Raw genomic sequence first — 23691 nt, 5'->3', positions numbered from 1 at the left:
TATGTGCGGGCGCGTCGGGGGAGAGGCGCTCAGGCCGCCAGTGCGGCCAGCTCTGTGTCGGCCCGCTCGGCCACCAGGGCCAGCACGCGCCCGGCCGCCGCCAGATCCTCCGCCGGGATACCGGCATAGATCCGGGCGGAGATCACCGCCGTCTCGGCGCTGACCTCGGCGTGGAAAGCCCGCCCGGCATCGGTGGCGCGGACGCCGCGGTCCTCGGCGGCCACCAGCCCCTTGGTGATCAGCTCCTCCATGACGCCCTGCACTTCGGCCGCGTCGACCTTGAGTGCGGCTGTGAGCTGTGCGACGAGTTCCTCGCGTTCGAGCGGCCCTTCGGCGGCGAGGGGACGCAGGGTGATCTGCTGCTGGAAGGTGGCGCCGTGACGGGCCAGCACATGCTCCAGGACGGCGCGGCCCGCGTAGTGGGCCAGGGCGATGACGCGAGGGCCGGCGGGCGGTGCGCTGCTGTATGCGGCGGTGGGTGCGGTGGTGGTCATGACTACTCCTTCTCGCTGTCGGTCTTCTCGCCGAACGGATCAAGAGGTGCGTCGAGCAGGGTCGCCAACTCCCGGGTGAACTCCCGTGTCCGGGGGCTGTCAAGGCCGCCGAGCGGCTGCAGCAACTGCTGCAGAAGCCCCTGTACGACCTTGATCGCACGCCCGGTGACCTCGATGCCCTGCTCGGTGAGGGCCAGCTGTACGGCGCGCGGGTCCTTGAGGTCCCGGGTGCGCTCGATCAGGCCGGCTGCTTCCAGGGCGCGGGCCAGTTTGGACACGTACAGCGGCTCGAGGCCCGTCACGTCGGCGAGGCGGCGCTGGCTGGGACGTTCCCCGCTGCGCTGCATGCCGTACAGCGAGGCCACCAGCGAGTACTGCGCGTGGGTGAGCCCGAGCGGGGCCACCGCCCGGTCGACGGCCACCCGCCACTTCATCGACAGCCGCCACACCAGGAAGCCAGGCGTGGCCTTCTCGGATCCTGCACTCATGTTAGATACAGTACATGGCTACTATGTCCATGGCTACTATTTCTCCGAGGGCAGGCGAGGACGCCCGGGTGACGGACTGACGGGACGCCCCCGGCAGGGTTAGGTTGGGCGTCATGAGCAATCTTGATCGCGAGCCGCTTCCCGCCGTGTGCGGCGGCCGTGGATTCGTGGTGGCGGAGCCCGTGCGCGAACTCCTCAGCCCTCGCCGCGTCAAGCTCGGCGAGTCGACCGAAGTGCGCCGCCTGCTGCCCAACCTGGGGCGCCGCATGGTCGGCGCCTGGTGCTTCGTCGATCACTACGGCCCCGACGACATCGCCGACGAACCCGGCATGCAGGTGCCGCCGCACCCGCACATGGGCCTGCAGACGGTGAGCTGGCTGCACGAGGGCGAGGTGCTGCACCGCGACTCCACCGGCAGCCTGCAGACGATCCGTCCCCGCGAACTGGGACTCATGACCTCTGGCCGGGCCATCAGCCACTCCGAGGAGAGCCCCCGCCCGCACGCCCGCTTCCTGCACGGCGCGCAACTGTGGGTGGCCCTCCCCGACGGCCACCGCCACACCGACCCCCACTTCGAGCACCACGCCGAACTGCCACGCGTCACGGCACCCGGCCTCAAGGCCACGCTGATCCTCGGCACCCTCGACGGCGCGACCTCGCCCGGAACGACGTACACCCCGATCGTCGGCGCCGACCTCACTCTCGCCCGCGGCGCGGACGTACGCCTGCCGCTGGAGCCGGACTTCGAGTACGCCGTCCTGTCCATGTCCGGCGAGGCCCACGTCGACGGCGTGCCGGTCCTGCCGGGTTCGATGCTCTACCTCGGCTGCGGCCGCACCGAACTCCCGCTGCGCGCCGAGTCGGACGCAGGCCTGATGCTCCTGGGCGGCGAGCCTTTCGAGGAAGAGCTGATCATGTTCTGGAACTGGATCGGACGGTCGCAGGAGGAGATCGAGCAGGCCCGTCGGGACTGGATGGAAGGTGCAAGATTCGGCGAGGTGAAGGGGTACGACGGGGACCCGCTACCGGCCCCCGAGCTGCCGTCGACGCCGCTGAAGCCGCGAGGAAGGGTCCGCTGACCTGCAGGGATGGGTGGTTGCTCGGTGACAGGTGGGCGATTTGGCGCAGTGTCTTGTATCCACCTTTCGATCGCTCGCTGGTGGGAGGCTGGGCGCTTCTCCAGGCTCAATGTGTAGCGCTCGGCCTTTCCATGGTTTCGCCGTCTGTGGGCAGTTGTGGCAGGACACTTGCTAACCCAATGCTAACTTTACTGACGCTTCGTCAGTTGATCTCGCGAGGTTCTGCAGCGCATGGCTGTGTGGCGGGCAGCGGTTTTGGCGGGTCGACGGCGGCGGCTGAGTGATGTCCTGGCGGGCAGTGTGCTGTACGCCGGCGAGGGAATTCGGTACTCGCTCTGGCGCCTTGTAGAGAGTCGACAAGATTCAGGGTCTGTGGTTGCCTGCTGGTGCAAGCTTTGTCCGGGGCGAGTGCTGCGGTGCGAGGGTGCCGCAGCAGATTCTTCGTCTGCTGGTGGTACACGCCTGATCTCGCTCCTGACCTGCGACAAAGAGCGGAAACGTCGAGTGCCAGGCTGAGTTGGTCCGCACCTGGTCCGGATCTTGATGAGTGGTACGCGGTGCTAGCGAGTGGGCCGCGGTACCACATGGCACATGTCGTAGAAGCCGTCCAGGGGCGTCCACATGGTCCATGACGAGCGGGTATGTCCGAGTTGGTGCCCTGTGATGCGAGGGTGTCTACGGGGTGGGTGACACGCCGGTGACACCTGAGGCGCTTCTGCCGCCGTGCCCCGACGGGGAGTCTGTGTAGACCGGGACCCGGACGGTGACGCGCTGTCCGCGTGGCCCGTTGCCGGCGATGGCATATCCGCCGTACAGCCAGCAGCAGCCGCAGGGCTTCGTTCGAGATCAGCGGTTGCGGCAGTGGTTCGGGCAGCTGGCGGGAGTGTTGGGGCATGACTGGCCGCTGGGGTGAATGACGTTGTCAGAATCGGGCGCGAGCGGATTCTCCCTGAGCCAGCGACGGATCTCCTCCGCATGCCCCTCACGCCCGAGCCCCGAAAGCAGATCCGCTTGCAGGCCCAGCACAGTATGGAGTTGCGGGAGCACAGCAGGTGTCGCGCCGAGATGGTTGCGGTACAGCTCGACGGCTTCCCCACTCGCAATCAGCGCCTCGGAGAGATCGCCTCTCAGCCCTAGAAGCAGGGTTAGGACTGACAGTGAGGTGGCGAGGTCGGGTGCGTGGGTGGCGGGGTTCTCGGCTGTGAGCCGACGGCGGATCTCCACCGTTTCTTGGGTGGTGGTGAGTGCTTCGCCGTTACGGCCTGTCTCTGCGAGCCGGATGCAGAGGCCGGCCAGCGCGTGGGCAAGGCTGGGTGCGTGGGTGGCTGGGTTCTCGGCTGTGAGCCGACGGTAGATCTCCACCGCTTCTTGGGCGGTGGCGAGTGCTTCGCTGCGGCGGCCTGCCTCTGCGAGCTGGAGGCCGAGGTTGGACAGCGAACGGGCGAGGTCGGATTCGTGGGCGGCAGGGTTCTCGGCCGTGAGGCGACGGCGGATTTCCACTGCCTGTTGCTCGGCGGTGAGTGCTTCGCTGTGGCGGCCTGCCTCTGAGAGGTGGATGCCGAGGTTGGACAGTGAGCCGGCGAGGTCGGGTTCGTGGGTGGCTGGGTTCTCGGCTGTGAGCCGACGGTAGATCTCCACCGCTTCTTGGGCGGTGGCGAGTGCTTCGCCGCGGCGGCCTGTCTCTGCGAGCCGGGCACCGAGGTTGCCCAGTGAGTGGGCGAGGTCGGGTGCGTGGGTGGCGGGGTTCTCGGCTGTGAGCCGACGGTAGATCTCCACCGCCTGTTGGGCGGTGGCGAGTGCTTCGCTGCGGCGGCCTGCCTCTGCGAGCTGGAGGCCGAGGTTGGACAGCGAACGGGCGAGGTCGGGTTCGTGGGTGGCTGGGTTCTCGGCTGTGAGCCGACGGTAGATCTCCACCGCTTCTTGGGCGGTGGCGAGTGCTTCGCTGCGGCGGCCTGCCTCTGCGAGCTGGAGGCCGAGGTTGGACAGCGAACGGGCGAGGTCGGATTCGTGGGCGGCAGGGTTCTCGGCCGTGAGGCGACGGCGGATCTCCACCGCGTGTTGCGCGGCGGTGAGTGCTTCGCCGCGGCGGCCCGCCTCCGACAGCAGGATGCCCAGGGTGGACAGCGAGGAGGCGAGGCTGGGTTCGTGAGCGGCCGGGTCTTCTGCCGCCAGTTGCTGGTCGGCTCCGGCGAGGGCGCTGGTGAGTCGCAGGGCGAGAGGGGCGGTGATCCGGGATGTATACGGGAGCGCGGCTGAGACGGCCCGGACGGTTGAGTAGGGGAGCAGGGCTGTGTCCAGGGCCGTGTCCAGGGCGAGTAGGACATGTTGGCTGTCTGCGGGGCGGCCGGCGTTGTAGTGGGCTATGGCAGCGCGAGCCAGGACGGTGATGAGCTGTGTCTGCTGTCCGGAGTCGGCCGCGGCGAGCAGGCCGGGCAACAGGATGCTGCCGTGGGTGAGGGCGCTTGAGGCGTGGTACTCGGCGATGCGGTCGGGCTGGAGGGAGCCCCAGTAGCGGTCGGGTTCGGCCGGGTACAGGCTGGCCAGCCACGCCGCCGTGCGTGCTGTCTTGTCGGTCGGCAGGTCGGGGACCGTGCCGATGACCTGGGCAGCCCCGTCCTTGGCGGTGGCTCCGCACAGGGCGGCGACGGCGACGGCTGCGGCAAGCGTGGCGGTGGGCAGGTTCAGTTTGAAGGCGGGAGCTTCGGCGCTGTCCTCCCAGAAGCGTCCCTCGTGCTGTAAGAGGATCTCCTCCGCCGGGGTGCCGGGGGAGGCGCCGGCGGGTTTGGGGCCGTGCTGCAACAGGGTTACCAGGACGGTCAGTTGCAGGGTGAGGGCGTTGTCGTAGCGGGGGTGGCTCAGCTCGTCCGGGGGCTGGAGCCGGGAGGCCAGGGCCGTCCAGTCGTACGCCGGCACGGTGGGGACACGCGGTAGCAGGCGGGCGAGGTCGAGGGCGGCGTTCGTGAACGCGGTGCAGCGGTCCAGGGTGGGCCGGCTTCGGGAGATGAGAGGGGCAAGGACGGTGATCGGAGCCGCGGCGAGCAGACTGCGTACGGCAGGAGCGGCGTTGAGTGCATCGGTGCGCCACTCACCGTCGGAACGGGCGAGCAGCAGCAGCCTGACCCGGTGACGTGAGCGGTGCAGGTGGGTGATCAGGCGGCGCAGCAGACGAGGCCGTGTTTCGGCATAGTCGACCACCACCAGCAAGGGCAGGGAAGTGGTCAGAGGGGCGAGGTCGGGTGGGGCGTCATAGTCGGTGAGGTCGGAGCGCAGGTGTCCGGTGACCCATCCTTGTTGGCTGAGGACGTCGGTGAGACGGCGGGCCAGACGGGTCTTGCCCTGCCCACCGGGCCCGGTCAGCACCCGCACCGCCACGGCAGGCGGGCCACCCTCGCACCAGGAGCGCAGCTCGGCCAGCTCACTGTCGCGACCGTGGAAGGCGACCGCCTCCGCATCGGCACGCAACAGCGCGGCCGGTGAGTTCAGATCACGTTCGAACGCCGCCGGGGTGAGCAGACCGGCGGCCTCCACCGGCTCCACGGCCGGCTCCCAGCCGGTGTGCTCGGTGAGGGCGGCCCGGAAGCCCTCATCGGTGAGAAGACGAGCGGCAGGGACAGCGATCAGCCGGCTACCGCTGTCGGCCTGGCGGTCCTGGCCCACGACACCGCACAGCATGTCCCCGCCGAGCCCGTCGTCACCGAGGAGGGCGGCACCCGACACTCCCGACCAGCGGCTGCCCGACCCGGTGGATGACGCGGCGGGAAAGGTGGGGTCGGTGCTGGAGATCTCATAGCGGCCGGCCAAGGAACCGCTGCCCGGAAAGATGGCGCCCATGAGCTGTTCGTCCAGGCGCAGGCCGGCCTCAACGTCCTTCTGCATACGCGGGAAACCGGTCATCGTCACCGGCACCGGCCGGGTGCCGATCACAAGGCCGAACCTCTGCGGCGGCCGGGTGAGCAGATCGCTCAGCGACTCCGGCGTCCGCCAGCCCCGGCCCTCACTGACCTCGATCAGCACGGCATCCACAGTCCCGTCCGCGGGACGCCAGCGCACGGTCGCGGGGAACTCGTTCTCGCCGGTGTCGGGCTGAGTCACCGTCAGCGTGTCCTGGCCGGCACCGTCCATGCCGTCCAGGACATGCGCGGCGGTCAGTACCAACCGCGGCGCGATCAGGTAGCCCGAGCCGAACCCGCGCTTGTCCGTGTCTCGTCTGCGGACCCGGATCTGCACCCGGCGATCCAACTCCATGAGCGGTTTCCCCGTTCCTTGCTCACTGACATGCCCAAGGCCGGCCGCGCGGCCCGGACTACTCCTCGTCGCGTACGTCGATGTCGCCGCCGCCGGGCAGATGTGGTTGCAGCTTCACGGTCAACGTGTGGGTGGCCTTCCTGCCGCTCTCCTTCTTCCCGCCCAAGCTGAGCACACTCCACCGCAGCCCGCCGTTGACGCCCTTGGTGCCGGTTAGCTCCAGACCGAGGTCCAACGTGATCTCCCCGAGAGTGAACAGCACCCCTTGGTGGCCGCCGCTGGCCGGGTCGGCGATCCGCTCCTGGGCCTCGGCGACCTGGTCCCGCAACAGCGTGATCGCATCCGCCAGGTCCATCCACTCCCCGTCGGAATTGCTTGAGTTCCCCATGCCCGTCCCCTTCTTCTGGCTCTCCTCCTGGAACGAACCAGTAGAAACCAGACCGCGGCCGGAGCGCCGCGCTCGGCCGGACGTTAGCCGCGCCACGCGGTCGGCGCGGTGTCTTTCCCTGAACCCATCGGGGTGTCGACCCCCTATGTCGCTTCCTTGATCGTTTCAGGGTGCCTGCGGTTGTGGTGTGAGTGGGTGGAGCTGGACGGTGTAGGTGATGCGTTCGGTGGCGGGTTGATCTGGCTGGAGCGTGGGCCAGTTGATGTGTCGGGCTTTGGTGGCGCGGGGTGATCGGCGGCCGGGCCGTGGCCGGGTGGCGGTGCGGATGAGGTCGGCGCCGATGTCACGGATCTTGGCCGTCAGGCGGCGAGGGGGAAAGTCCGCCCCGACGGTGCGCTGGGCGGCGTGCAGGGCGTGCTTGAGCAACGCGGCGGCCGCACCGTGGCAATGACCGGTTGCGTGAGTACGTTCAGGAGAGGTTGTCGGGGAACGTTCACCGGTCTGACGGGACGGTCGCCGCAGGACCGCGGACGCCTCCGTGGAAAGGGCTGAACAAGCCGCACCGGCAAGACAGGCGGTGGGCGACAGCATGGAGCCCGGAACAGATCTCGCACCGGTTGAAGGCCGACTTCCCCGAGGATGAGTCCATGCGCACGGCTACAACACCTACGTCGTGTGGCCGGTCGGCGGCACCGCGCCCGACTCCTTCGACCCGTCCGACTTCCCCGGCACCGGCACCGGCGCACCGCTCGGCCTGAAGTCCGTCGCCCCCGGCTCCGGATTCACCGGCTCCGGGTACGGCACCTTCGCCACCACCCAGCACGCCGACTACCAGGCGATCGGTGACGCGGTCGAGGGCAAGGTCGGCGAGACGGTGAGCATCACCGTGGGCGTGCGGAACAACGGGCCGGGCCGGATGGGCTTCAGCTGGGCGGACGCCGGCATATCCGGCACGTTCGTGGTGACCCCGCCCGCCGGCACCACGATCACCGGCGCCCCGGGCCCGGGCGAGCAGTGCGACCCCGGGCCGCTGTGGAACTGCACACCGCGCAAGGCCGGCGCGAAGAGCTACACCTGCGCCATCTCCAGCACGGACTTCCGGCCGGGCGACTTGGTGACCCAGGAGTTCACGGTGCGGATCGGCCGGGTCGTGTCCGGCGCGCGGGGCAGTGTGCGGGCGGTGGAGAATCCCGAGTACCCCAATCGTGACGACGACGCGGCGAACGACACCGCGGCGATCGCGGTGAAGGCCACCGGCTCGGCGACGTCCAGCCCGTCGCCCAGCGCCGCTGCGTCCCCGTCGGCCACTGCCACCGCGAGCCCGTCCGGTTCCGGGGCGGAAACCGGGAACGGGACGACGACTGGCGGCGGGCTCGCCGCCACGGGCGCGGACGGCGTCCTGCTGCGGGCGGGCACCGCTCTCCTGCTGGTGGCGGGCGGCGCGCTGGTGTTCCTGGCAGCGCGGAGGGCGCGGCCGCAGGGCGGCCGCTGACGCCCCGGCGTGGCAGGGCCTACCTGCGCTTCGTGGTGGAAAACGGCTCGTAGCGGAGCCGGGCCGGACGGGTGCGTAGTCAGGCGGCGGCGCTGATCGCCCGCAGGCGTCGTCGGCGCACGATCTGCTGCAGCCGCTGCCCCTCCTGGTCGCATGCCGCTCGCGAAGCGGCCGTACGACCTGCGGCTCGTTGTTGCTGGTCATGTCTCAAGGGACAGGCATTCTCAGGCCCACGCCCCCAGCACTCCTGGCAGATGGCCTGTTGGGTCTCAGCCGAAGCCGGGGGCCGACCCTCAGTAGCGGATGCCGCTCATGAAGGCGGCGGTGAGGTGGGGAGCCTCGCTCACCGGTGGGCGGGTGCCCGTCTCGCAGGAGACCTTCTTCTTCGAGACCTGCACCTTTCCTCCGATGCGCTCCAGAGTGAACAGCTGGCAGGTGGCCACCGTGTCTTCGGACGGCATCAGGACGGTGCTGTTGTAGTCGACGCTGAGATGGGCGTACACCGCGGCATGGCTGGTGTTCTGGCTGATGACGGTGGGCGTTCCGATGTCACGCGGAACGGTCGGTAGCCTTCCGTCGGCGCGGTAGCCGTCCGTTATCCGCTTCTCCACCTGGGTGACGAGTGCGGCGAGCTTGTTGCGGGCGGCGTCCTCTTCGCGGTGCGCCTTTATCTGCATCGCGAAGATGACCCCGCCCATGGCGAGGGCAGTGAGGATCAGCAGGGCGATGAGGGTTCTGGAGAGCTTGCGTGCCATGTTCACCGTTCCCTCTTCTCCCTTTTCCGCGCTGCGCACTTCTTCTGATGGCCGATCAGTAACCGATGTTGGTCAGGACGTGCTCAAGGGCCGACGCGTACAGCCGGGCCCCTTCCGCGTTGGGATGGTACGACTCCATGCTGGACGGCGCCGTCGCGGTGAACTGGTTGTCCGAGGCGATGTCGTCCGAGGGTGTCTGGGTGAAGCCGTGCAGTGCTTCGTCCGAGTCGCACAGCAGATGTCCGTCGAACTCGGCGTCCGGGGACCAGAAGACGGATTGGCCGTCCGTCGAGTCCGCACTCTGTGCGACGGCCGTTTGTTCGTCGTCGTTGAGGTCCTGGCCCCAGTCGTGCAACAACTCCATCTGCTGTGTGGTGAAGACCGACGCGCAGGTGACGGACGGGTCGAACAACAGCGGATAGCCGAGCAGGACGATCTTCGCGTTGGGCGCCACCAGATGGACGTTGGCCAGGAACGCCTTGTCGTTGGCGGCTGCGGTGGTCAGATAGTCCTGGACGGTGGCGTCGTCCGGGCATCCGGTCAGCAGGCACTGGGTGAGGATCTTGGTGAAGTGGGCGTCGTCGCCGCCGATCGTCATGGCGACCAGGCTGGTGTCGGAGCTCAGGAATCCCGAGTACAGCTGGGGTATCTCCCCGAACTGGCCGTTGCGCGAGGCGTGTTCGGTCGTCGCTCCGCTGCAGGCTGCCGAGTGGAAGTCCATCGAGGTGTCGAAGGCGTCCTCACGGGCGCCGACGGACGTCGAGGTGCCCGGCAGGACCGTCTGACGGATCCAGGAGTTCTTCGAGCGCAGGCACGCGTCGTAGGTGGCCGGCTTCGGATCGCCGCTCACCAGGTGCGGACCGGTGTCGGTGTTGGGGTAGTAGTCGCCGACGCCCGTGCCGGAGGCGTAGGAGTCACCGAGCTGGACGACGGTGTCCTTCGGCTTGCCCGGCAGGGCGGTGAAGGCGACCGAGTCCCAGGCGATCGTGTTGTCGGCGGTGGCGCCGAAGGCGAAGTCGGTGAGGCTGATGCCCTGCCAGTCGGTGCCGGAGAAGTCCACCGCGCCCAGGGAGATCCAGGTGTTCGCCTTCATGTGGGCGTTGATGACGCGGTTCGTGGTGCCGGATCCGGTGTGGATGGTGTAAATCGCCTGCTGGGCGGTCATCCCGGTGTCGGGGACATGAACCCAGACGCGTTGCCAGCCGTCCAGATGCTGTCCCACGTTCCAGTCGCCGGTGATCGCCATGTTGCCGCCGGCATCGACCGGGGTGGCGGCGAACTGCTTGGCCGCATCCCCGTCGGCGACGAACTCCCCGGTGGTGGCGTCGTACCAGGTGGCGGTCTGGTTGAGGTCACTCACGCCGGTATCGGTGGAGCGGGTGTGCGCGTACCAGAAGTGGCCGTCGTAGCCGCCGCCGATCTGGTGGAGGTCGCCGCGGGCCTCGAAGTGGTTGTCGGAGTCCGCGAAAAAGGTGAACTGGAACGATCCTGCGTCCGCGCTGACGGCGCCGCAGTCGCTCCAGGTCGGGGTGCCGTTCGGTACGGAGGTGACGACGACGGATCCGGAGGGCAGACCGTCGTTGGTGCACACGGGGGTGCCGTACTGCAGGTTGTAGCCGCGTCCGGGTTCGCTGCGCAGCGTCGCGTACTTGAGGTTCTCGTGTCCGCAGTCGTCGGTGCAGTCGTTCTTCCAGGTCGCGTTCTGCGCGTTCCACCAGTGCAGTTCGTCGCAGCCGTCGATGTGCTGGGTCTCGCACGGCGGGGGATCACTCACGTCGCAGTCGTTGCTGCTGTCGCAGAAGGTGGCGAGCGGCGGCTTGATCTGGGTACGCAGGTCGGCGTCGGTCCACCAGGCCGGGTAGAAGCCGGCGGTGTTGTAGCCGGTGTCCCCTTCCCGGTCCTGATTGCCGCTGGTGTCGTAGGAGTAACCGGTGTCGATGGACCAGGCGGCCCAGCCCATCACCTTCTCCTCGTACGGCCAGTCCTGCGGGTGCGCGGCGTCGTGGTTGGCGTCCGGGTCGACGCTGGTGTCCATGAACGGCTGCCGGTCCGGCGGGTAGAGCGGGTTGGCCGGGTTGTTGTACCAGCCCAGGCCCCAGTGGCCGTCGTTGTCCGGGGCGTCCGCGAGGGTGTTCAGACCGCTGTTGTAGTCCCACAGTGCGGCGAACCAGTTCTCGATGGCGGAGGCCGAGTCGTTGTTGACCGTGATCGTCTGGTCGCCCGAGTGGATCTCGTTCCACTTCTGGGCGAGGATCCGCGCGGAAGCGGCGACGTTGACCGTGTAGTCCAGGGCGACGGCGCGCTGCACGTCGGGGGCGAGCGCGGTCTCGTCGGTCTTCTCGTGGCCGGCCATGCGCATGCCGTCGGTGATCTGGCCGACTCCGTAGCCGCAGTCGGAGTCCTCCCAGTGGATCTGCCAGTACGACAGCGGGTTGTCCGGGTCGGCCTGATGGCCGTAGAACCCTGCAGTGGAGGCCAGTGGGTTGCCCATCTGCCCGGGGACGGCACCGCTTTCGGCCTGCCACAGGTTCGACTCCTGGGCGAGCACGCCGAGGAGCACCTGCGCGGGCATCCGTCCGCCGCCGGTCAACTGCGGCAGCGGGAACAGCGACTGCGGGTCGATCGTGCCGAGGCCGGTCTGGGAGCGCCATCCGCCCTGGCTGATCCAGCCGGAGCTCAGATCGTTCCGTACGGCCATGTCGACGGCCCATTCGACTTGGTTGGGGGTGGGCTGCAGGGCCTGTGTGTCGACGTCGTTGCGGGGGACGGAGCAATAGCGGTCGCTGTCGACGGTGTCGTGCGAGACGCTGTCGGTGTCGGCCGACGCGAGGGCCATGGTGTGGGCGCTGCCGGGCTGCCCGTCCGTGGCGATGGCCGGGGAAGCCGCCTTGCCGGACGCGTCCGGGGAGCCGCTGTCCTGGACGGTTCCGGTGATCTGTTCGCCGGTGACCGTCGCAGTCGCGGTCACCGTGGTGGCCTTCTCGGTGTCCGGTCCAGATGCCGTGGTGGCGGACTTGTTTCCGGTGAAGTCGCGGCCCGCGTCGGCGATCCGTTTCAGTCCGGCCCGTACTCCGGGGGTCAGGACGGCGGAGACGGCCAGGCGTCCGTCGCTGGAGACGGCGCTGTCGGCCGGCGCGTCGAGCCGGGTCAGGCCGGCGGCCGGCAGGTGCTCGGAGCCAGTGGGCGTGCCGGTGAGGAAGACCTTCCGGCCGCCGCCCTGGCCGAGGCCGATGGCGCCGAGTTTTCCGGTGGCCACGGTGCTGACGTGCCCTGCGACGAGGACTCTGGCGCGGCTGGTGGTCGCCGTGTGGTCGAGGTAGGCGATCCGGCCGTCGGTACCGGCGTGGATCTCGTAGGGGGTGCCCGCGGTCTTGGCGAGGTTCTTCACGGTGCCCGACGCGCGGATGTGCACCAGCTGGTCGTCGCGTCCGGCGACCAATCCGTCCTTCACGGGGACGGCCGAGGTGATCTCCCCTGCCACCACTGGGGAGTTGACGGTCTTACCTGCCGTATCGACAGTGACCAGACGTGTGCTGTCGTCGCCGAGCGCGGTGAACGTCGCCTGGCGCAGGCCGGGGTTGCAGGACGGGGAGAAGTAGGCGAGGGACGCCGTGAAAGGCAGCTTGGTGACGTCCCCGGAGTCGAGGTCGACGACGGCCGTGAACGCGCCGCGTTCCATGAGCTGTTCGTGGTTGGTGAAGGTGCGGGGCGCGTAGGCGACAGCGGCGTGCGAGTGGTCGATGACGCACTCGTTGCCGATCCAGGTGTCCGCCTGCACGCCGGGCTCGGCGAGCACGGCCGCGTCCTTCCAGCTGTAGGCGCTGCGGCTGTCCGCCACGAGCAGGTGGACCCCGTCGGTGTCTGCAGCCAGGGTGACGGCCCGGTCCGATGACTTCTGCCAGGCTGAACCGAGCGTGTTGTCAGGATCGGTGGCACTGCTGTGCGCCGGGGACGGTGACGGTCCGGATGAGGCGGTGGCGGGTGTGGCCTGTACGAAGGCGCCGACCAGCGCGGCGCAGGCTGCGGCCGTGGACAGCGCCCGCAGGGGTGTTGTGGATGTCAACGCACACTCCTGATGCCGGGTGGGCTGAGGCAGGGGCCCGGGTGGTGCCCGGGGCCGGGGCAGTGCGTGAGGTGCTCGGTTCCTTATGAGGCGGCGCCGAAGATCCGGAGCGAGTACGTCGCCCCGGCCTGACCGGCGCCGTATTCCTGCAGGTAGGTGGCGGCCGGGCCGGATCGGTGCAGGGGGCTGCCGACCGCCTTCTTGGCCTGGGTGAACGCCTTGTCGACGGCCGGTGTGGTCGTCTTGAGCCAGCTCGCCGCCGTCTGCGGGTGTGCGCCCGGGTGATCCAGTCCGACGCACTGCCGCAGGAAGTCGGCGTGCCCCGTGGCCTTCCGGTCGGCCGTGCACGTGAGGGATTCCAGGTCTCCGTCCAGGCTCCAGACGACGGCGATACTCAACTCGATGCCGGACGTGGGGTGCGCCGATCCGGAGGAGATCCACACGGCGGGCCAGGCGTCATGCGCCTTGAAATCGTTCTTCTTCCTGGCGCTCAGCGTGATGTTCCACCGCTTCGCCAGCCGGGCCAGGAAGTCGGCGCCGGTGTACCCCTTCGCGAAGGCGGTGCTGTGGATGCCGGTGGGGAACTTGTCGGCGGTCGCAGGCTTGGTGGGCCAGTCGTCGAGGCCGGGGGTGGCCGTCGCCGACGGGGTGGTCGTGGCGGTGGCGGAGGGCGTGACCTCACCCTCGCCCGGTCCCGCTGACGTCGAGGAGGCGGAGCCCGGTGAGGAGCCGTGCGGTGACGAGCACCCGGCGATCAGGGCGCAGACGGCCAGCGCCGCCGCGAGGGCGTGGGGGAATTTCATGGACGTGGGCTCCGTAGCGAGGGAGGTGTGCCAGAGGCGGTGCGCCCACGCGCCCGGGCGTTCCGGGCCGGGGGACGCACCGCCGTGCCGTGGTGTGCGGCGGTGGATCAGGGCATCGCGTCGTGGAAGCAGATGCCGGTGCTGGACGCCGTCGTGGTCGCGGAAAAGACGACCGCGTCGTAGGCGACGTCCTGGTCACCCGTGTAGTCCGAACGACTGGTGTTGTCGGCCTGGAGGTTGCCGCCCTGCCACATCCGCACGGTGCCGAGGTCGACCCACACGTCGTTGCCGTTGCTCCGCGTGGCCTGGTTGACGCTGCAGGTGCGGGTGGCGGTCACGCCGGCAGTGTTCATGCCGACGTTGACGTGGTACGGGACGATGGCCTGGGCGCCGTGGTTGGGCAGGTGGACGTAGATGTCGTAGAGCAGGCCGGTGGTGCCGGGCTCGGACATGAGGGACGGGTTCGGTGTCCATGTCGCGGTGACCTTGTGCCACAGGTCGGCGCTGCTGCCGGATCCGCCCGGGTAGCCGTGGGTGAACCAGGCGTGTCCGTCGTATCCGGCGCCGAGCTGGTGCAGGTCGATCGGTGCGATGTCGCCGGTGGCCCGCCAGGTGCCGTCACTGCGGTCGTAGGTGAAGTTGTCCCCGAGCTGCAGGGTGAACTTCCCCTCGGCTGACTGCGATTCTGTGCAGCCCTGGGTGTTGTCGTCCGGGTCGGGCAGGTCGTCGACGAGCAGCCCTGCGGGGGCATTGTTGCAGGGGCCCGCGTTGTACTGCCGGTTCAGGGCCGGCTCGCCGCTGCCGAGCGAGTAGACGAGGTTCTCGGTGGAGCCGTCGGTGCTGTCCTGGCCGGCGCCCCACGAGACCGAGCCGTGGAACCAGCAGGTCTCGTTCTCGGCCGGGCACGGGTCGCTGCCGGATGCAGCGCCGGGATCGCAGTTGTTGGAACTGCCGCAGTAGGCACGGTAGTTCAGGTTCAGATTCAGCTTGCCCGCCGGGCTCGTGCCGCCGATCGGGAACTGCGGCAGGGCGTAGGAGGGCTGGCTGTTGTAGGTCAGCTGCGGGGTCTCGATCCAGCCCATGATCTTTTCCTCGTACGGCCAGTTCGCCGGATGCGCGGCGTCGTCGTAGGAGTCACGCAGGAACGGGGCGCGATCGGCCGGGTAGTTGGGGTTGGCCGGGTTGTTGAACCAGCCCAGGCCCGTGTGGCCGTCGTTCTGCGAGGTGTCGGTGTAGACGCCGCTGTTGTAGCCCCACAGCGCCATGGACCAGTTCTCGATGTACGCCGCGTTGCCGGTGTTGACGTTCATGCCGAGGCTCTTGAGCTGGTTCCACGTCTGGCTCAGGATGCGCACACCGGCGGCGATGTTGGCCGCGTAGTCGGTGGCGATGGCGTACGCCTGGGTCGGCTCGTACGCGTCGGGCTTGGCCTCGTTCATACCCGTGGTGACCTGGGCGATGCCGTAACCGCAGTCGGCGGCGCCTGTGTTGGGGTAGTTGTGGATGCTGTCGGCATTGCCGTAGTAGTCGCCGAGCAGCGGGTTGCCGCCGTCGCCGGGGACGGAGTGCCAGGACGCCTGCTTGAAGTTGGACTCCTGGGCGAGGACGCCGAGCACGACCTGGGCCGGGACGGTGCCGCCGTCGGTCAGTGGGACCTTCGGGAAGAGCGTCTCCGGGTCGTAGGCGTCGCTGCCGGTGCCGAGGTAGTTCGCCGGCCGGGTGATGTTCAGGTCGCCGTGCACCGCCTGGTCCACGGCCCACTCGACCATGTTGGCGCTCGGCTGCAGGGCCTGGGCGTTTACGTCGTTGCGCTTGACGAGGCAATTGGAGTAGTGCGACTGGGGATTGGGGTCGCTCGGGGTCACTCCGGACTGCGCGAGCGCGTCCTTCTCCGGCTGGCCGCCGACGTCGGGCTCCGTGTCGTCGGTGGTGTCGGCGGCGGCCTCCGCGGTCGTCACCTGCGTGGTCGCCGTGGTGTCACTGGCGGTCGCCAGGGCCTGTACGTCGATGAGCCCGGCGCCCTCTGTGCCGGTGGCCCCGATCTTCGAGGTGATGCCCTTGAGCTCCTGTGACGCCGCCGAGGTCGTGAGCAGATGGCCCTGTCGGGAGGCGGCGAGGGGCTTGCCGGGGGCATCCGCCTTGATGAGGCCGGGTGCGTCGGCGGTGTCGATGCCGGACACCTTGCCGGCGACCAGGTCGCCGCCGCGGCGCGCAAAGAGACCGAGCTGTCCGAGCGGTGCGGTGCCGAGTTTCGTCAGCTTCCGGCCGTTCCAGCGGTGCAGTTCGTCCTTGCCGCTTGCCACGACGGCCAGGTCGAGGGACCCGCCGGCGCTCGGGGCGAGCCCGAACAGGCGCCCCGGGAGCTTGGTCAGGGTGGTGGTCGTCCCGTCGGCGGCGGCCTTGACCAGCCGTCCGTTCAGCACGCCGAGGTCGCCGTCGGCGGTCGGCAGCGGATTGGTGAACTGGCCCTTGACTGAGGTGTGGTCGAGGGTCTTGCCGGTCTCGGCGTCGACGTCGAAGAGCTCGGTGGATCCGCTGGCCGAGTCGCCGACGGCGCTGCGGGTGAAGGTGACGGTGTCGCCCTGGCCGCAGCCGGGCGAGAAGTAGGCGAGCTGCACGCCGGTGACCGACCGGGTGACCTTTCCGGTCGTCAGGTCCACGACTGCGGCGAAGGCGCCGTGCTGCATCAGGACGGGCTTGTTGGCCGCCATGGACGGGGCGTAGACGGCGGCCGCGTACCGGCCGGAGCCGGTGGTGCAGACGTACCCGGTCCATGGGCCGATACCGTCGAGCCCGGCCTCCGTGAGGTCGGCCAGCTCCCGGTACCGGAACGACCGCGACTCGTCGGCCACCAGGATGTGGAAGCCCTCGGAGTCGCCGGTGCCGATGACCGCACGGTCGGAGGACGTCTGCCAGTTGTCGCCCAATGCCCGGGCGGGCGAGGGGAACAGCCGGCCGTCGGTGTGCGCCGAGGGCTGGGGTGTTGCGGCGGCCGCGGTGACCTGCGAGGCGGGCAGCAGGCCCGCGGCCAGTACGGCGCAGGAGAGGGCGGCGGTCCTGGCGGTCCGGCGGCGTGCGGTCGGGGTACTCCTGGTCAGTGCCATTGCGTGCACACCCCGCTCGTCCCTTCCTGCTTCCAGGTCTCAGGCGCCGGGTCGAAGCCCGGCCCGGTGTCGGTGGAGCAGCCCTTCGCCGTCGCGTCTCCGCCGACCATCGGCGTTGCCTTGGCCACGTCGTCCTGGTTCACGAATCCGGCGGAGAACGACGCCTCGCTGCCGCCGAGTTGGGGGACGTAGAAGATGTTCGCGGCCTGCGGGAAGGTGTTCGACGCCGGGTCGACGGTCACATACGCCCAGGAGGCGTCACAGGTGCCCGAGTAGTAGAACCGCAGGGAGTACCCCGTGTCGTCGATCTCCTCCAGCAGCCGGGCATCGTTGTCGCAGCCCATCGTGGCGGGGCTCTGGCCGGTGCAGTCCGACCCCTTGCAGCTGTCGGCCGAAGCCGGGCCCGAGAACGCGAACAGCGAGCCGCCAGCCAGGGTGAGAACCAGCAGCAGGGATCTGAGAGAGGAAGCGAGCCGGAAGCAGGAGCCGGATGGATGTCTTCGTCTGACCATGGCCGTCCTTTGCGCTCGTGGAAGGAAGTGAATCCACTGCGAAGGGCGGTTTCGCCATCAGGCCACACATGCGCGACGCCTCCGCCCCCGTTGCTGCCGCCACGTGCTGAAGCGTTTGATCACGCGACGTTGTCAGATTCCTCGCCGAAAGCCAACATGAACAACCAAGGTCTTCCCAAGGGCGGCTCAAGATTCATCGTGGACGGGAACCTCATCGGGACCTTACGCATCCGCCAACCTCAAGGAGATCCCGCCCTGTTGACGGGACACCAGAGACAGAGGGGCCCAGGTGCATCGCGAACGTCAGGTAGCGGACGGAAGGGGCAAGTCGAAACAGAATCCAACATCTTCGATTGCGTTCTTGGTACATCAACAGTGCGCGGGATGCCCGACTTCCATGCTGTTGCGTTGCATCGAGGTGCCCTCGGAAGCCAGCCCTGCACCCCGTTCAACAGTTCACACACGGGAACCTCATGGCTGGCTCACAGGCTCACGGATCGGTGCGGCCCGCCCGAACAGCTTTCCGCCGGACCGGTCGGCCGCCAACCGGTAGGGGCGTGGCGGCCTGGCGTCTCCTCTTCGTCAAGGTGGGCGACCAGATCGTCGAGGCGCGTCCGCGCGTCGCGGGCGCTGCGCTCATCGCGCGAGTGCGCTTGTCGTGTCGTGATGAACGTGACGTTGGTGAAGGAGGCCATCGCCTCGTGCGTCCGCCGGCAGATGGCCGTTGGACGCGAACTACGTGCCGGCCTAGAAGCTGTTGGGGACCTCGATCACTTCCCCTGCGGCGGTCGCTGTGGCGATCCGCTCAGTACCTGGGCTCGGCCGTCCGTCGTGTGTGCCCCCGGCGGCGTGGGCCTGGCATCGACGTCGAGGTCGGCCGTGTCCGGACCGGCGAGGAGGCCACCCTCGCCGGGGTGTGCCAATCAGCCGACCAAACGTGCAAAGGATTACTGGTGGCCGTCCGTACGCCGCTCGCCCCCCGAGCACACGGTCGCGAGGGCGGACAGAATGAGGACGGTCGACGCCGCGCCGGGGTCCACGTGGCCGATGCTGCGGGCGCCGAGATAGCTGGCGCGGCCTTTCCGGGCCTGCATGTCGGCGGTCTGCTTCAGGCCCCGAACTGCGGCATCGTGTGCCGCGCGGGTGGCGTTGACCAGGTCGCCGCCGGTATGGACGACCGCCTGGTAGGTGGTCACGGCCGGGCTGAAGGCGTCGATCATGGTCTTGTCTCGTACGCCAATGGACAGTGCCGATGCGGCCATCAGCCCGAACACGATCGAGCTCGAACCATCGCCGTGATCCCGCTCCCAGATACGGAATCCGACCAGCAGGACAACGACTCCGAACAGCACGACCTGTATCCACCTGACAGCCATGGCCCGCTGGCTGTGCCCATCAGCGTTGCTGTCTCTTTTGCGCACCGGGACTCCTCTGCTCCTTCAGCGCACCGACTGTACTGGCGCCGAGAGCCATCAGTACGGCCCAACCCGGTGTGACTGAGCGTTTCAGTTGGCCACTCTGAGCGTCTCAGTTGGCCGCAGGGTAGCGATCCCGTCGTGTTGCTGATACCGATCCGAACCTCCCCTGGGCACGACCTGGGGGGTGGCCGGACCACCAGCATCAGGCGTATCTGGATCACTGTCTCCGGATTCCCGAGGCTGATGGGGCAACACAACACAGCCCTACGGAATCGGAGACGCACGCGATGCGCGTTGTGATCATGGGTGGGACGTCCGGGATCGGCCTCGCGGCAGCCGAGAGACTGACGGCTGCCGGCGCCGAGGTGATCGTGACCGGACGTGACCCCGAGAAGCTGGCGGCAGCCAAGGGCCGGGTGGCCGGTGCCGAACAGATCGACGGCGCCTCGGAAACGGACGTGAAGGAGTTCTTCGAGCGGATCGGCGCCATCGACCATCTCGTGCTGGCATTCAGTCCGGGCGCGCTCGGGTTCGGGCCGCTCGCGGACGTGAGCCTGGCCGGCATCAGGGGCGCCTTCGACGGCAAGCTCTTCCCGTACCTGTACGCGATCCAGAAGGCCGACGTCACCGGCTCGGTCACGATGATCTCCGCAGCCACCGCGAGGGCCGCGCTGCCCGGCAGCGTGGCGCTCGCCGCAGTCAACGGGGCGATCGAGCGGATCGTGTCCCCGCTCGCCGCCGAACTGGCTCCGGTGCGGGTCAACGCCGTGGCCCCCGGGGCTGTTGACACTCCCTGGTGGTCGTTCCTGCCGGAGGAACAGCGTGCGGCCCAGTTCACCGCCGTGGCGGCGGACCTTCCGGCCAAGCGGATCGGACGGCCAGACGATGTCGCGAACGCGATCGCTTACCTCATCGGCGCCGACTACGTGACGGGCACGGTCCTCCCGGTCGACGGCGGGTTCACGGTCGCCTGATGTTCACGCACCCGGATTCCTGATGAGTTTCAGGAACCGGCTCTCCACTTCTGAGCCCGGTGGCAGCAGATACGACACCAGCGTTTTGTCGTCGTTCGCCACGTGCAGCTTCACGTAGTCGAGGGTGACCTCGCCGAGCAGCGGATGGTCGATCGTACGGGCCTCGGGCACGAACGGCGCCAGCTCCTTGCGTCGCCACAAGCGGGCGAAGTCGGGGCTGGCGTCGGCCAGTTCGGCGACGAGTCCGGTGATCTCGGGTGACAGGATGCGTTCGTTGGCCTGCGTGCGGAACAACGCGACGGTGAGCGCGGCCTCCGTCTCCCAGTCGCGGGCCATCTCCCGCACCTCGGGTGCGGTGAACGTGAGCCACAGGACGTTGCGCCGCGGCGCGGGCAGGGCGCCCAGGTCGCCGTAGAGGAGTTCGCAGCCGCGGTTCCAAGCCAGGATGTCGAACCGCGGGTTCACGATGAAGGCCGGGTTCGGGTCGAGGTGGGCGAGCAACAGCTCGTACTGTGGTGGCAGTTCGGCACGCGTGGGCGCCCCGTCCGGAGGCGGTTCATCGGCCAGCCGGAACAGATGGGCACGCTCGACCTCATCAAGTCCCAGTGCCGTGGCCAGGCTCCCGAGAATCTGGCGCGAGACGCGGATATTGCGGGCCTGCTCCAGCCACGTGTACCAGGTGATGCTCACCCCGGCGAGCGTCGCGACTTCCTCGCGCCGCAGCCCGGGAGTGCGCCGCCGCCCGAAGGTTGGCAGCCCCGCCTCCGCAGGCGTGCGCCGCGCCCGCCGGCTGCGGAGGAACTCGGCAAGCTCACGCCGCCGGCCCTGCGCTGTCATCTGTCCACCGCGGCTTCCGCTTCGACGCGTCCCCGGAAGCCCTGGACGCGCTGAGACCCCATGAACAGCCCGTCCTCACAGATGCCCCCAGGAAACTCCGCGTCAGACTGCGGCCGGGGTCCGAGGCCGGAGGCCAGCTGGTAAATCGCCGCCAAAGCCTGTTCTTCCGTGCATGCGAGCGTTCTTGCGCATGCCTTCATCTGCAGGAACATGGCACCTCCGGCTGCTCGGTCACCACAGACTCTAGGCCAACCGACCTTCCCAGCCCTGGCCCAGCCCAGCCAGCCCAAAGACGTCTACACCCGCGAGATCAACGAAGCGGCCAACTACGGCGCTCAGTGGGGCCGATTATCGCGCTCAGTGGCCAACTGGAGCGCTCAGTCACGCCCGGTGAACCTTCGCGGTCACAGCACTGATATGTGGGCCGGTCTGTCAAGGAGCAGTCTTGAGCGGCGTCCGGGATACGGGTCTCGGGCGCCGCTGGTGTGCATGGGGCCGGTCGGTGCCTGGTGACGCGCGTGTCGTTTTCGACGCGTGGTCGATGCTGATATGCGCGGGATCAGCAACCTCGCCGCCGCGGACCTCACTCAGATCACCCGAGCCGTGAAACGTCGGCTCAAGAGGATCCAGTACCGTCCAGAACTCGTCGACGGCTGCCTCACAACCACCGGCCTGACCCTGGAGGACTGACGTGGCTCATTCCTCCTCCCAGTTCGCGTAGTCGCCCATCGCCACGCCATCGCAAAAGGTCTCCCACAACCCGTTGTCTGCGAGTGCGGTGGCATCGAGAGCAGCGAGGAGCCGACGAAGCTCGTCCGCCACCTCCTGGAACCTGTCTTCCTCGTCTTCCTCGTAGAACGGGAAGCGGGCGATGGTGCCCGCGACGCACCGGTGGAAGGCCCCGAGGTCCCTGTTCACATGCCAAGCGGTCGCCGACCCGATCTTGGGGATCTGCACGACGCGACGTGAAGCCACATCAACGCCGAGCCGACCGAACACGCCGCTGGACCCAAAGACGACCAACCCGCTCTCACCGATCCCGTCCAGGAGCGTCGCCTCAGTCAGCGGTTGGTACTCATAACCGATCAGCCCTGCCGGGACGCCAACTTCCCGCAGAACGGCGGCGATCTCGGCAGGCACCCCTGGTGAGCAGCCGATACGGACCACGGCGTACTGGGGCAACGGCAACGGCGGGAAGTCTCTGATCACGCGAGCATCATCCTCGTCCGGCGACACCGGGAAAGGCGCGAGCTGCCCCCTGCCACCCTGCAGCACGCCCTGACATCACTCAATCAAGTTCAGTAGGGTCTCGTTTGGCGCCGTGCCAGGGAGTGTAAATCTAACGGCCCTGTCGCACTTTCGGTGGTGACGCAGAGTGGTGAGGTGTCGTTGGTATCCATGTGAAGGATGTCAACGAGCTTGTGCTGACGGTGTTTTCAGGGCTGTCCCCACTGGTCATCGAGGATGTGGTCGACGAGGGCGAGCGCGTCGTGGTGCGGGCACGGACTCCGCAGGACCCTGCGGCCTGCCCGGTGTGCGGGGTGTCGTCGGGGCGGGTGCACGGCTATCACTGGCGGACGGTGGCCGACGTGCCGGTCGACGGCCGGCGGGTGGTGGTCCGTGTGCGGGTGCGACGCCTGGTGTGCCCCACCCGCGGCTGCCGACATACCTTCCGCGAACAGGTGCCCGGAGTCCTGGACCGATACCAGCGACGCACCACCCGCCCGACCAGGCAAGTCAAGGCGGTGGTCAAGGAGTTAGCGGGCCGGGCGGGGGCACGTTTGCTGGCGATACTCGCGGCGGGCGTCTCGCGTCACACGGCTCTGCGCACTCTGCTGCGGATCCCGCTGCCCGCAGGGCGAGCGCCCCGCGTGATCGGCGTCGACGACTTCGCGCTGCGCCGGCGGCACCGCTACGCCACCGTAATCATCGATGCCGAGACCCACGAGCGAATCGACGTGCTGCCCGACCGCACGGCCGACACCCTGGAAGCATGGCTGCGCGAGCATCCGGACATCGAGATCGTGTGCCGCGACGGCTCCGCGACCTACGCCGAGGCCATCCGCCGCGCCCTGCCCCGTGCGACGCAAGTCGGTGATCGGTGGCATCTGTGGCACAACCTGTGCGAAGCCGCTCTGAGCGAGGTCAAGGCGCACAGCACCTGCTGGGCCACCGTACTGGACGCGCCCATCTACGACGGACCCCGCGCCCAGACCACCCTGGAACGCTGGCACCAGGTCCACGACCTGCTCGCCCAGGGCGTCGGCCTGCTCGAATGCGCCCGCCGCCTGGAACTGGCCCTGAACACCGTCAAACGCTATGCCCGCGCCGACCGGCCCGAGCGCATGCTCCGCGTCCCCAAGTACCGCGCCAGCCTCGTCGACCCCTACCGCGAGCACCTGCGCAAACGCCGGACCGAGGATCCCGGCGTCCCCGTCAAGCACCTCTTCGACGAGATCAAAGCACTCGGTTTCACCGGCTGCCTCAACCTCCTGCACAAGTACATCAACCAGGGCCGCGCGGACGCCGACCGCAGCCACATCTCCCCGCGCAAGCTCGCCCGAATGCTGCTGACCAGGCCCGAGAACCTCAAGGCCGAGCAACACGAGCTCCTGGCCAAGCTCACCGCCGCCTGCCCCGAGATGACCCAACTGGCCACAGGCATCCGCGACTTCACCCCGCTCCTTGCACCGCACGCCGACAACGCCGAGGCACTCTCGCGCTGGATCGTCCAGGTCCGCGGCACCGACCTGCCCCACCTGCATGCCTTCACCCGAGGTCTGGAACGAGACCGCGACGCCGTCAACGCCGCCCTCACACTTCCCTACAGCAACGGCCCCACCGAGGGCGTCAACACCAAGACCAAGCGGATCGCGCGCCAGATGCACGGACGAGCAGGCTTCACCCTGCTACGCCACCGCATCCTCCTCGGATAGCCGCACGTTCCGTCACCACCGAAAGTGCGACAGGGCCGTTAAATTGACACACCCATCATGTGAGTCGGTGTGGATGCTCGTTGGTCTGGTCGTGGGAACACGT

17 protein-coding genes and 2 pseudogenes are annotated in these 23691 nt (G+C 68.6%); 6 read left to right on the top strand and 13 right to left on the bottom strand.

Annotated features, from left to right (window positions below):
- Positions 1-29: 29 nt before the first annotated feature.
- Together ACWCRD_RS15340 and ACWCRD_RS15335 are read right to left on the bottom strand one after the other, a co-directional pair.
- Positions 30-494 carry a MarR family winged helix-turn-helix transcriptional regulator gene (locus tag ACWCRD_RS15340; RefSeq protein ID WP_450966298.1) on the bottom strand — a complete coding sequence of 155 codons (465 nt, stop codon included), beginning with the start codon at positions 492-494 and terminating at the stop codon, positions 30-32.
- A 2-nt stretch (positions 495-496) separates the two neighbouring features.
- Positions 497-982 carry a MarR family winged helix-turn-helix transcriptional regulator gene (locus ACWCRD_RS15335; protein WP_450966297.1) on the bottom strand — a complete coding sequence of 162 codons (486 nt, stop codon included), beginning with the start codon at positions 980-982 and terminating at the stop codon, positions 497-499.
- Between the two features lie 113 nt (positions 983-1095).
- Between ACWCRD_RS15335 and ACWCRD_RS15330 the strand changes: the two genes are divergently transcribed.
- Positions 1096-2061 carry a pirin family protein gene (locus ACWCRD_RS15330; RefSeq protein ID WP_450966296.1) on the top strand — a complete coding sequence of 322 codons (966 nt, stop codon included), beginning with the start codon at positions 1096-1098 and terminating at the stop codon, positions 2059-2061.
- Positions 2062-2907: 846 nt separating this feature from the next.
- Here the strand turns inward: ACWCRD_RS15330 and ACWCRD_RS15325 are convergent.
- The 3 genes from ACWCRD_RS15325 to ACWCRD_RS15315 form a co-directional block, all read right to left on the bottom strand.
- Positions 2908-6306 (bottom strand): tetratricopeptide repeat protein, encoded by a 3399-nt coding sequence (locus tag ACWCRD_RS15325; RefSeq protein ID WP_450966295.1) that lies wholly within the window; start codon positions 6304-6306, stop codon positions 2908-2910.
- Between the two features lie 58 nt (positions 6307-6364).
- Positions 6365-6694, bottom strand: a complete 330-nt coding sequence (locus ACWCRD_RS15320) for a trypco2 family protein (protein ID WP_450966294.1) — start codon at positions 6692-6694, stop codon at positions 6365-6367.
- Positions 6695-6859: 165 nt separating this feature from the next.
- Complete coding sequence (locus tag ACWCRD_RS15315) at positions 6860-7120, bottom strand: hypothetical protein (RefSeq protein ID WP_450966293.1); 261 nt, start codon at positions 7118-7120, stop codon at positions 6860-6862.
- On the opposite strand from ACWCRD_RS15315, the pseudogene ACWCRD_RS15310 reads away from it, so the two are divergent.
- Positions 7117-7347, top strand: a pseudogene (locus ACWCRD_RS15310) (IS30 family transposase); the annotation flags it as partial. The gene ACWCRD_RS15315 and the pseudogene ACWCRD_RS15310 sit on opposite strands and share 4 nt — an antisense overlap.
- Before the next feature lie 20 nt (positions 7348-7367).
- Positions 7368-8186 carry a hypothetical protein gene (locus ACWCRD_RS15305; protein WP_450966292.1) on the top strand — a complete coding sequence of 273 codons (819 nt, stop codon included), beginning with the start codon at positions 7368-7370 and terminating at the stop codon, positions 8184-8186.
- Between the two features lie 293 nt (positions 8187-8479).
- Here the strand turns inward: ACWCRD_RS15305 and ACWCRD_RS15300 are convergent, their stop codons facing one another.
- The 6 genes from ACWCRD_RS15300 to ACWCRD_RS15275 form a co-directional block, all read right to left on the bottom strand.
- Entirely contained in the window at positions 8480-8941 is a 462-nt protein-coding gene (locus ACWCRD_RS15300; protein ID WP_450966291.1) for a hypothetical protein, read from the bottom strand.
- 55 nt (positions 8942-8996) lie between these two features.
- On the bottom strand, positions 8997-13004 hold the full coding sequence (locus ACWCRD_RS15295) for an SGNH/GDSL hydrolase family protein (protein WP_450966290.1): 4008 nt from the start codon (positions 13002-13004) through the stop codon (positions 8997-8999).
- An 83-nt stretch (positions 13005-13087) separates the two neighbouring features.
- Complete coding sequence (locus ACWCRD_RS15290; RefSeq protein ID WP_450966289.1) at positions 13088-13807, bottom strand: hypothetical protein; 720 nt, start codon at positions 13805-13807, stop codon at positions 13088-13090.
- A gap of 107 nt (positions 13808-13914) precedes the next feature.
- On the bottom strand, positions 13915-16911 hold the full coding sequence (locus ACWCRD_RS15285) for a hypothetical protein (RefSeq protein ID WP_450966288.1): 2997 nt from the start codon (positions 16909-16911) through the stop codon (positions 13915-13917).
- Positions 16902-17423 carry a DUF2690 domain-containing protein gene (locus ACWCRD_RS15280; protein WP_450966287.1) on the bottom strand — a complete coding sequence of 174 codons (522 nt, stop codon included), beginning with the start codon at positions 17421-17423 and terminating at the stop codon, positions 16902-16904. The genes ACWCRD_RS15285 and ACWCRD_RS15280 overlap by 10 nt, the downstream gene beginning before the upstream one ends.
- A 947-nt stretch (positions 17424-18370) precedes the next feature.
- Complete coding sequence (locus tag ACWCRD_RS15275; protein ID WP_450966286.1) at positions 18371-18799, bottom strand: DAK2 domain-containing protein; 429 nt, start codon at positions 18797-18799, stop codon at positions 18371-18373.
- Positions 18800-19128: 329 nt separating this feature from the next.
- Here ACWCRD_RS15275 and ACWCRD_RS15270 point away from each other — a divergent pair, with 329 nt between their 5' ends.
- On the top strand, positions 19129-19815 hold the full coding sequence (locus tag ACWCRD_RS15270) for an SDR family oxidoreductase (RefSeq protein WP_450966285.1): 687 nt from the start codon (positions 19129-19131) through the stop codon (positions 19813-19815).
- Between the two features lie 3 nt (positions 19816-19818).
- Here the strand turns inward: ACWCRD_RS15270 and ACWCRD_RS15265 are convergent, their stop codons facing one another.
- On the bottom strand, positions 19819-20652 hold the full coding sequence (locus ACWCRD_RS15265) for a helix-turn-helix transcriptional regulator (RefSeq protein ID WP_450966284.1): 834 nt from the start codon (positions 20650-20652) through the stop codon (positions 19819-19821).
- 552 nt (positions 20653-21204) lie between these two features.
- On the opposite strand from ACWCRD_RS15265, the pseudogene ACWCRD_RS15260 reads away from it, so the two are divergent.
- Positions 21205-21342: pseudogene (locus ACWCRD_RS15260) on the top strand (IS630 family transposase); the annotation flags it as partial.
- 6 nt (positions 21343-21348) lie between these two features.
- On the opposite strand, the gene ACWCRD_RS15255 reads toward ACWCRD_RS15260, so the two are convergent.
- Positions 21349-21861, bottom strand: a complete 513-nt coding sequence (locus ACWCRD_RS15255; protein WP_450966283.1) for an SUKH-4 family immunity protein — start codon at positions 21859-21861, stop codon at positions 21349-21351.
- 191 nt (positions 21862-22052) lie between these two features.
- Here ACWCRD_RS15255 and ACWCRD_RS15250 point away from each other — a divergent pair, with 191 nt between their 5' ends.
- Entirely contained in the window at positions 22053-23588 is a 1536-nt protein-coding gene (locus ACWCRD_RS15250; protein WP_450966282.1) for an ISL3 family transposase, read from the top strand.
- Positions 23589-23691: the final 103 nt, after the last annotated feature.

Source organism: Streptomyces sp. NPDC002092 (genome assembly GCF_053593775.1).
The sequence above is the reverse complement of the archived record's forward strand: the minus strand, read 5'-3'. Positions and strand labels throughout refer to the sequence as shown.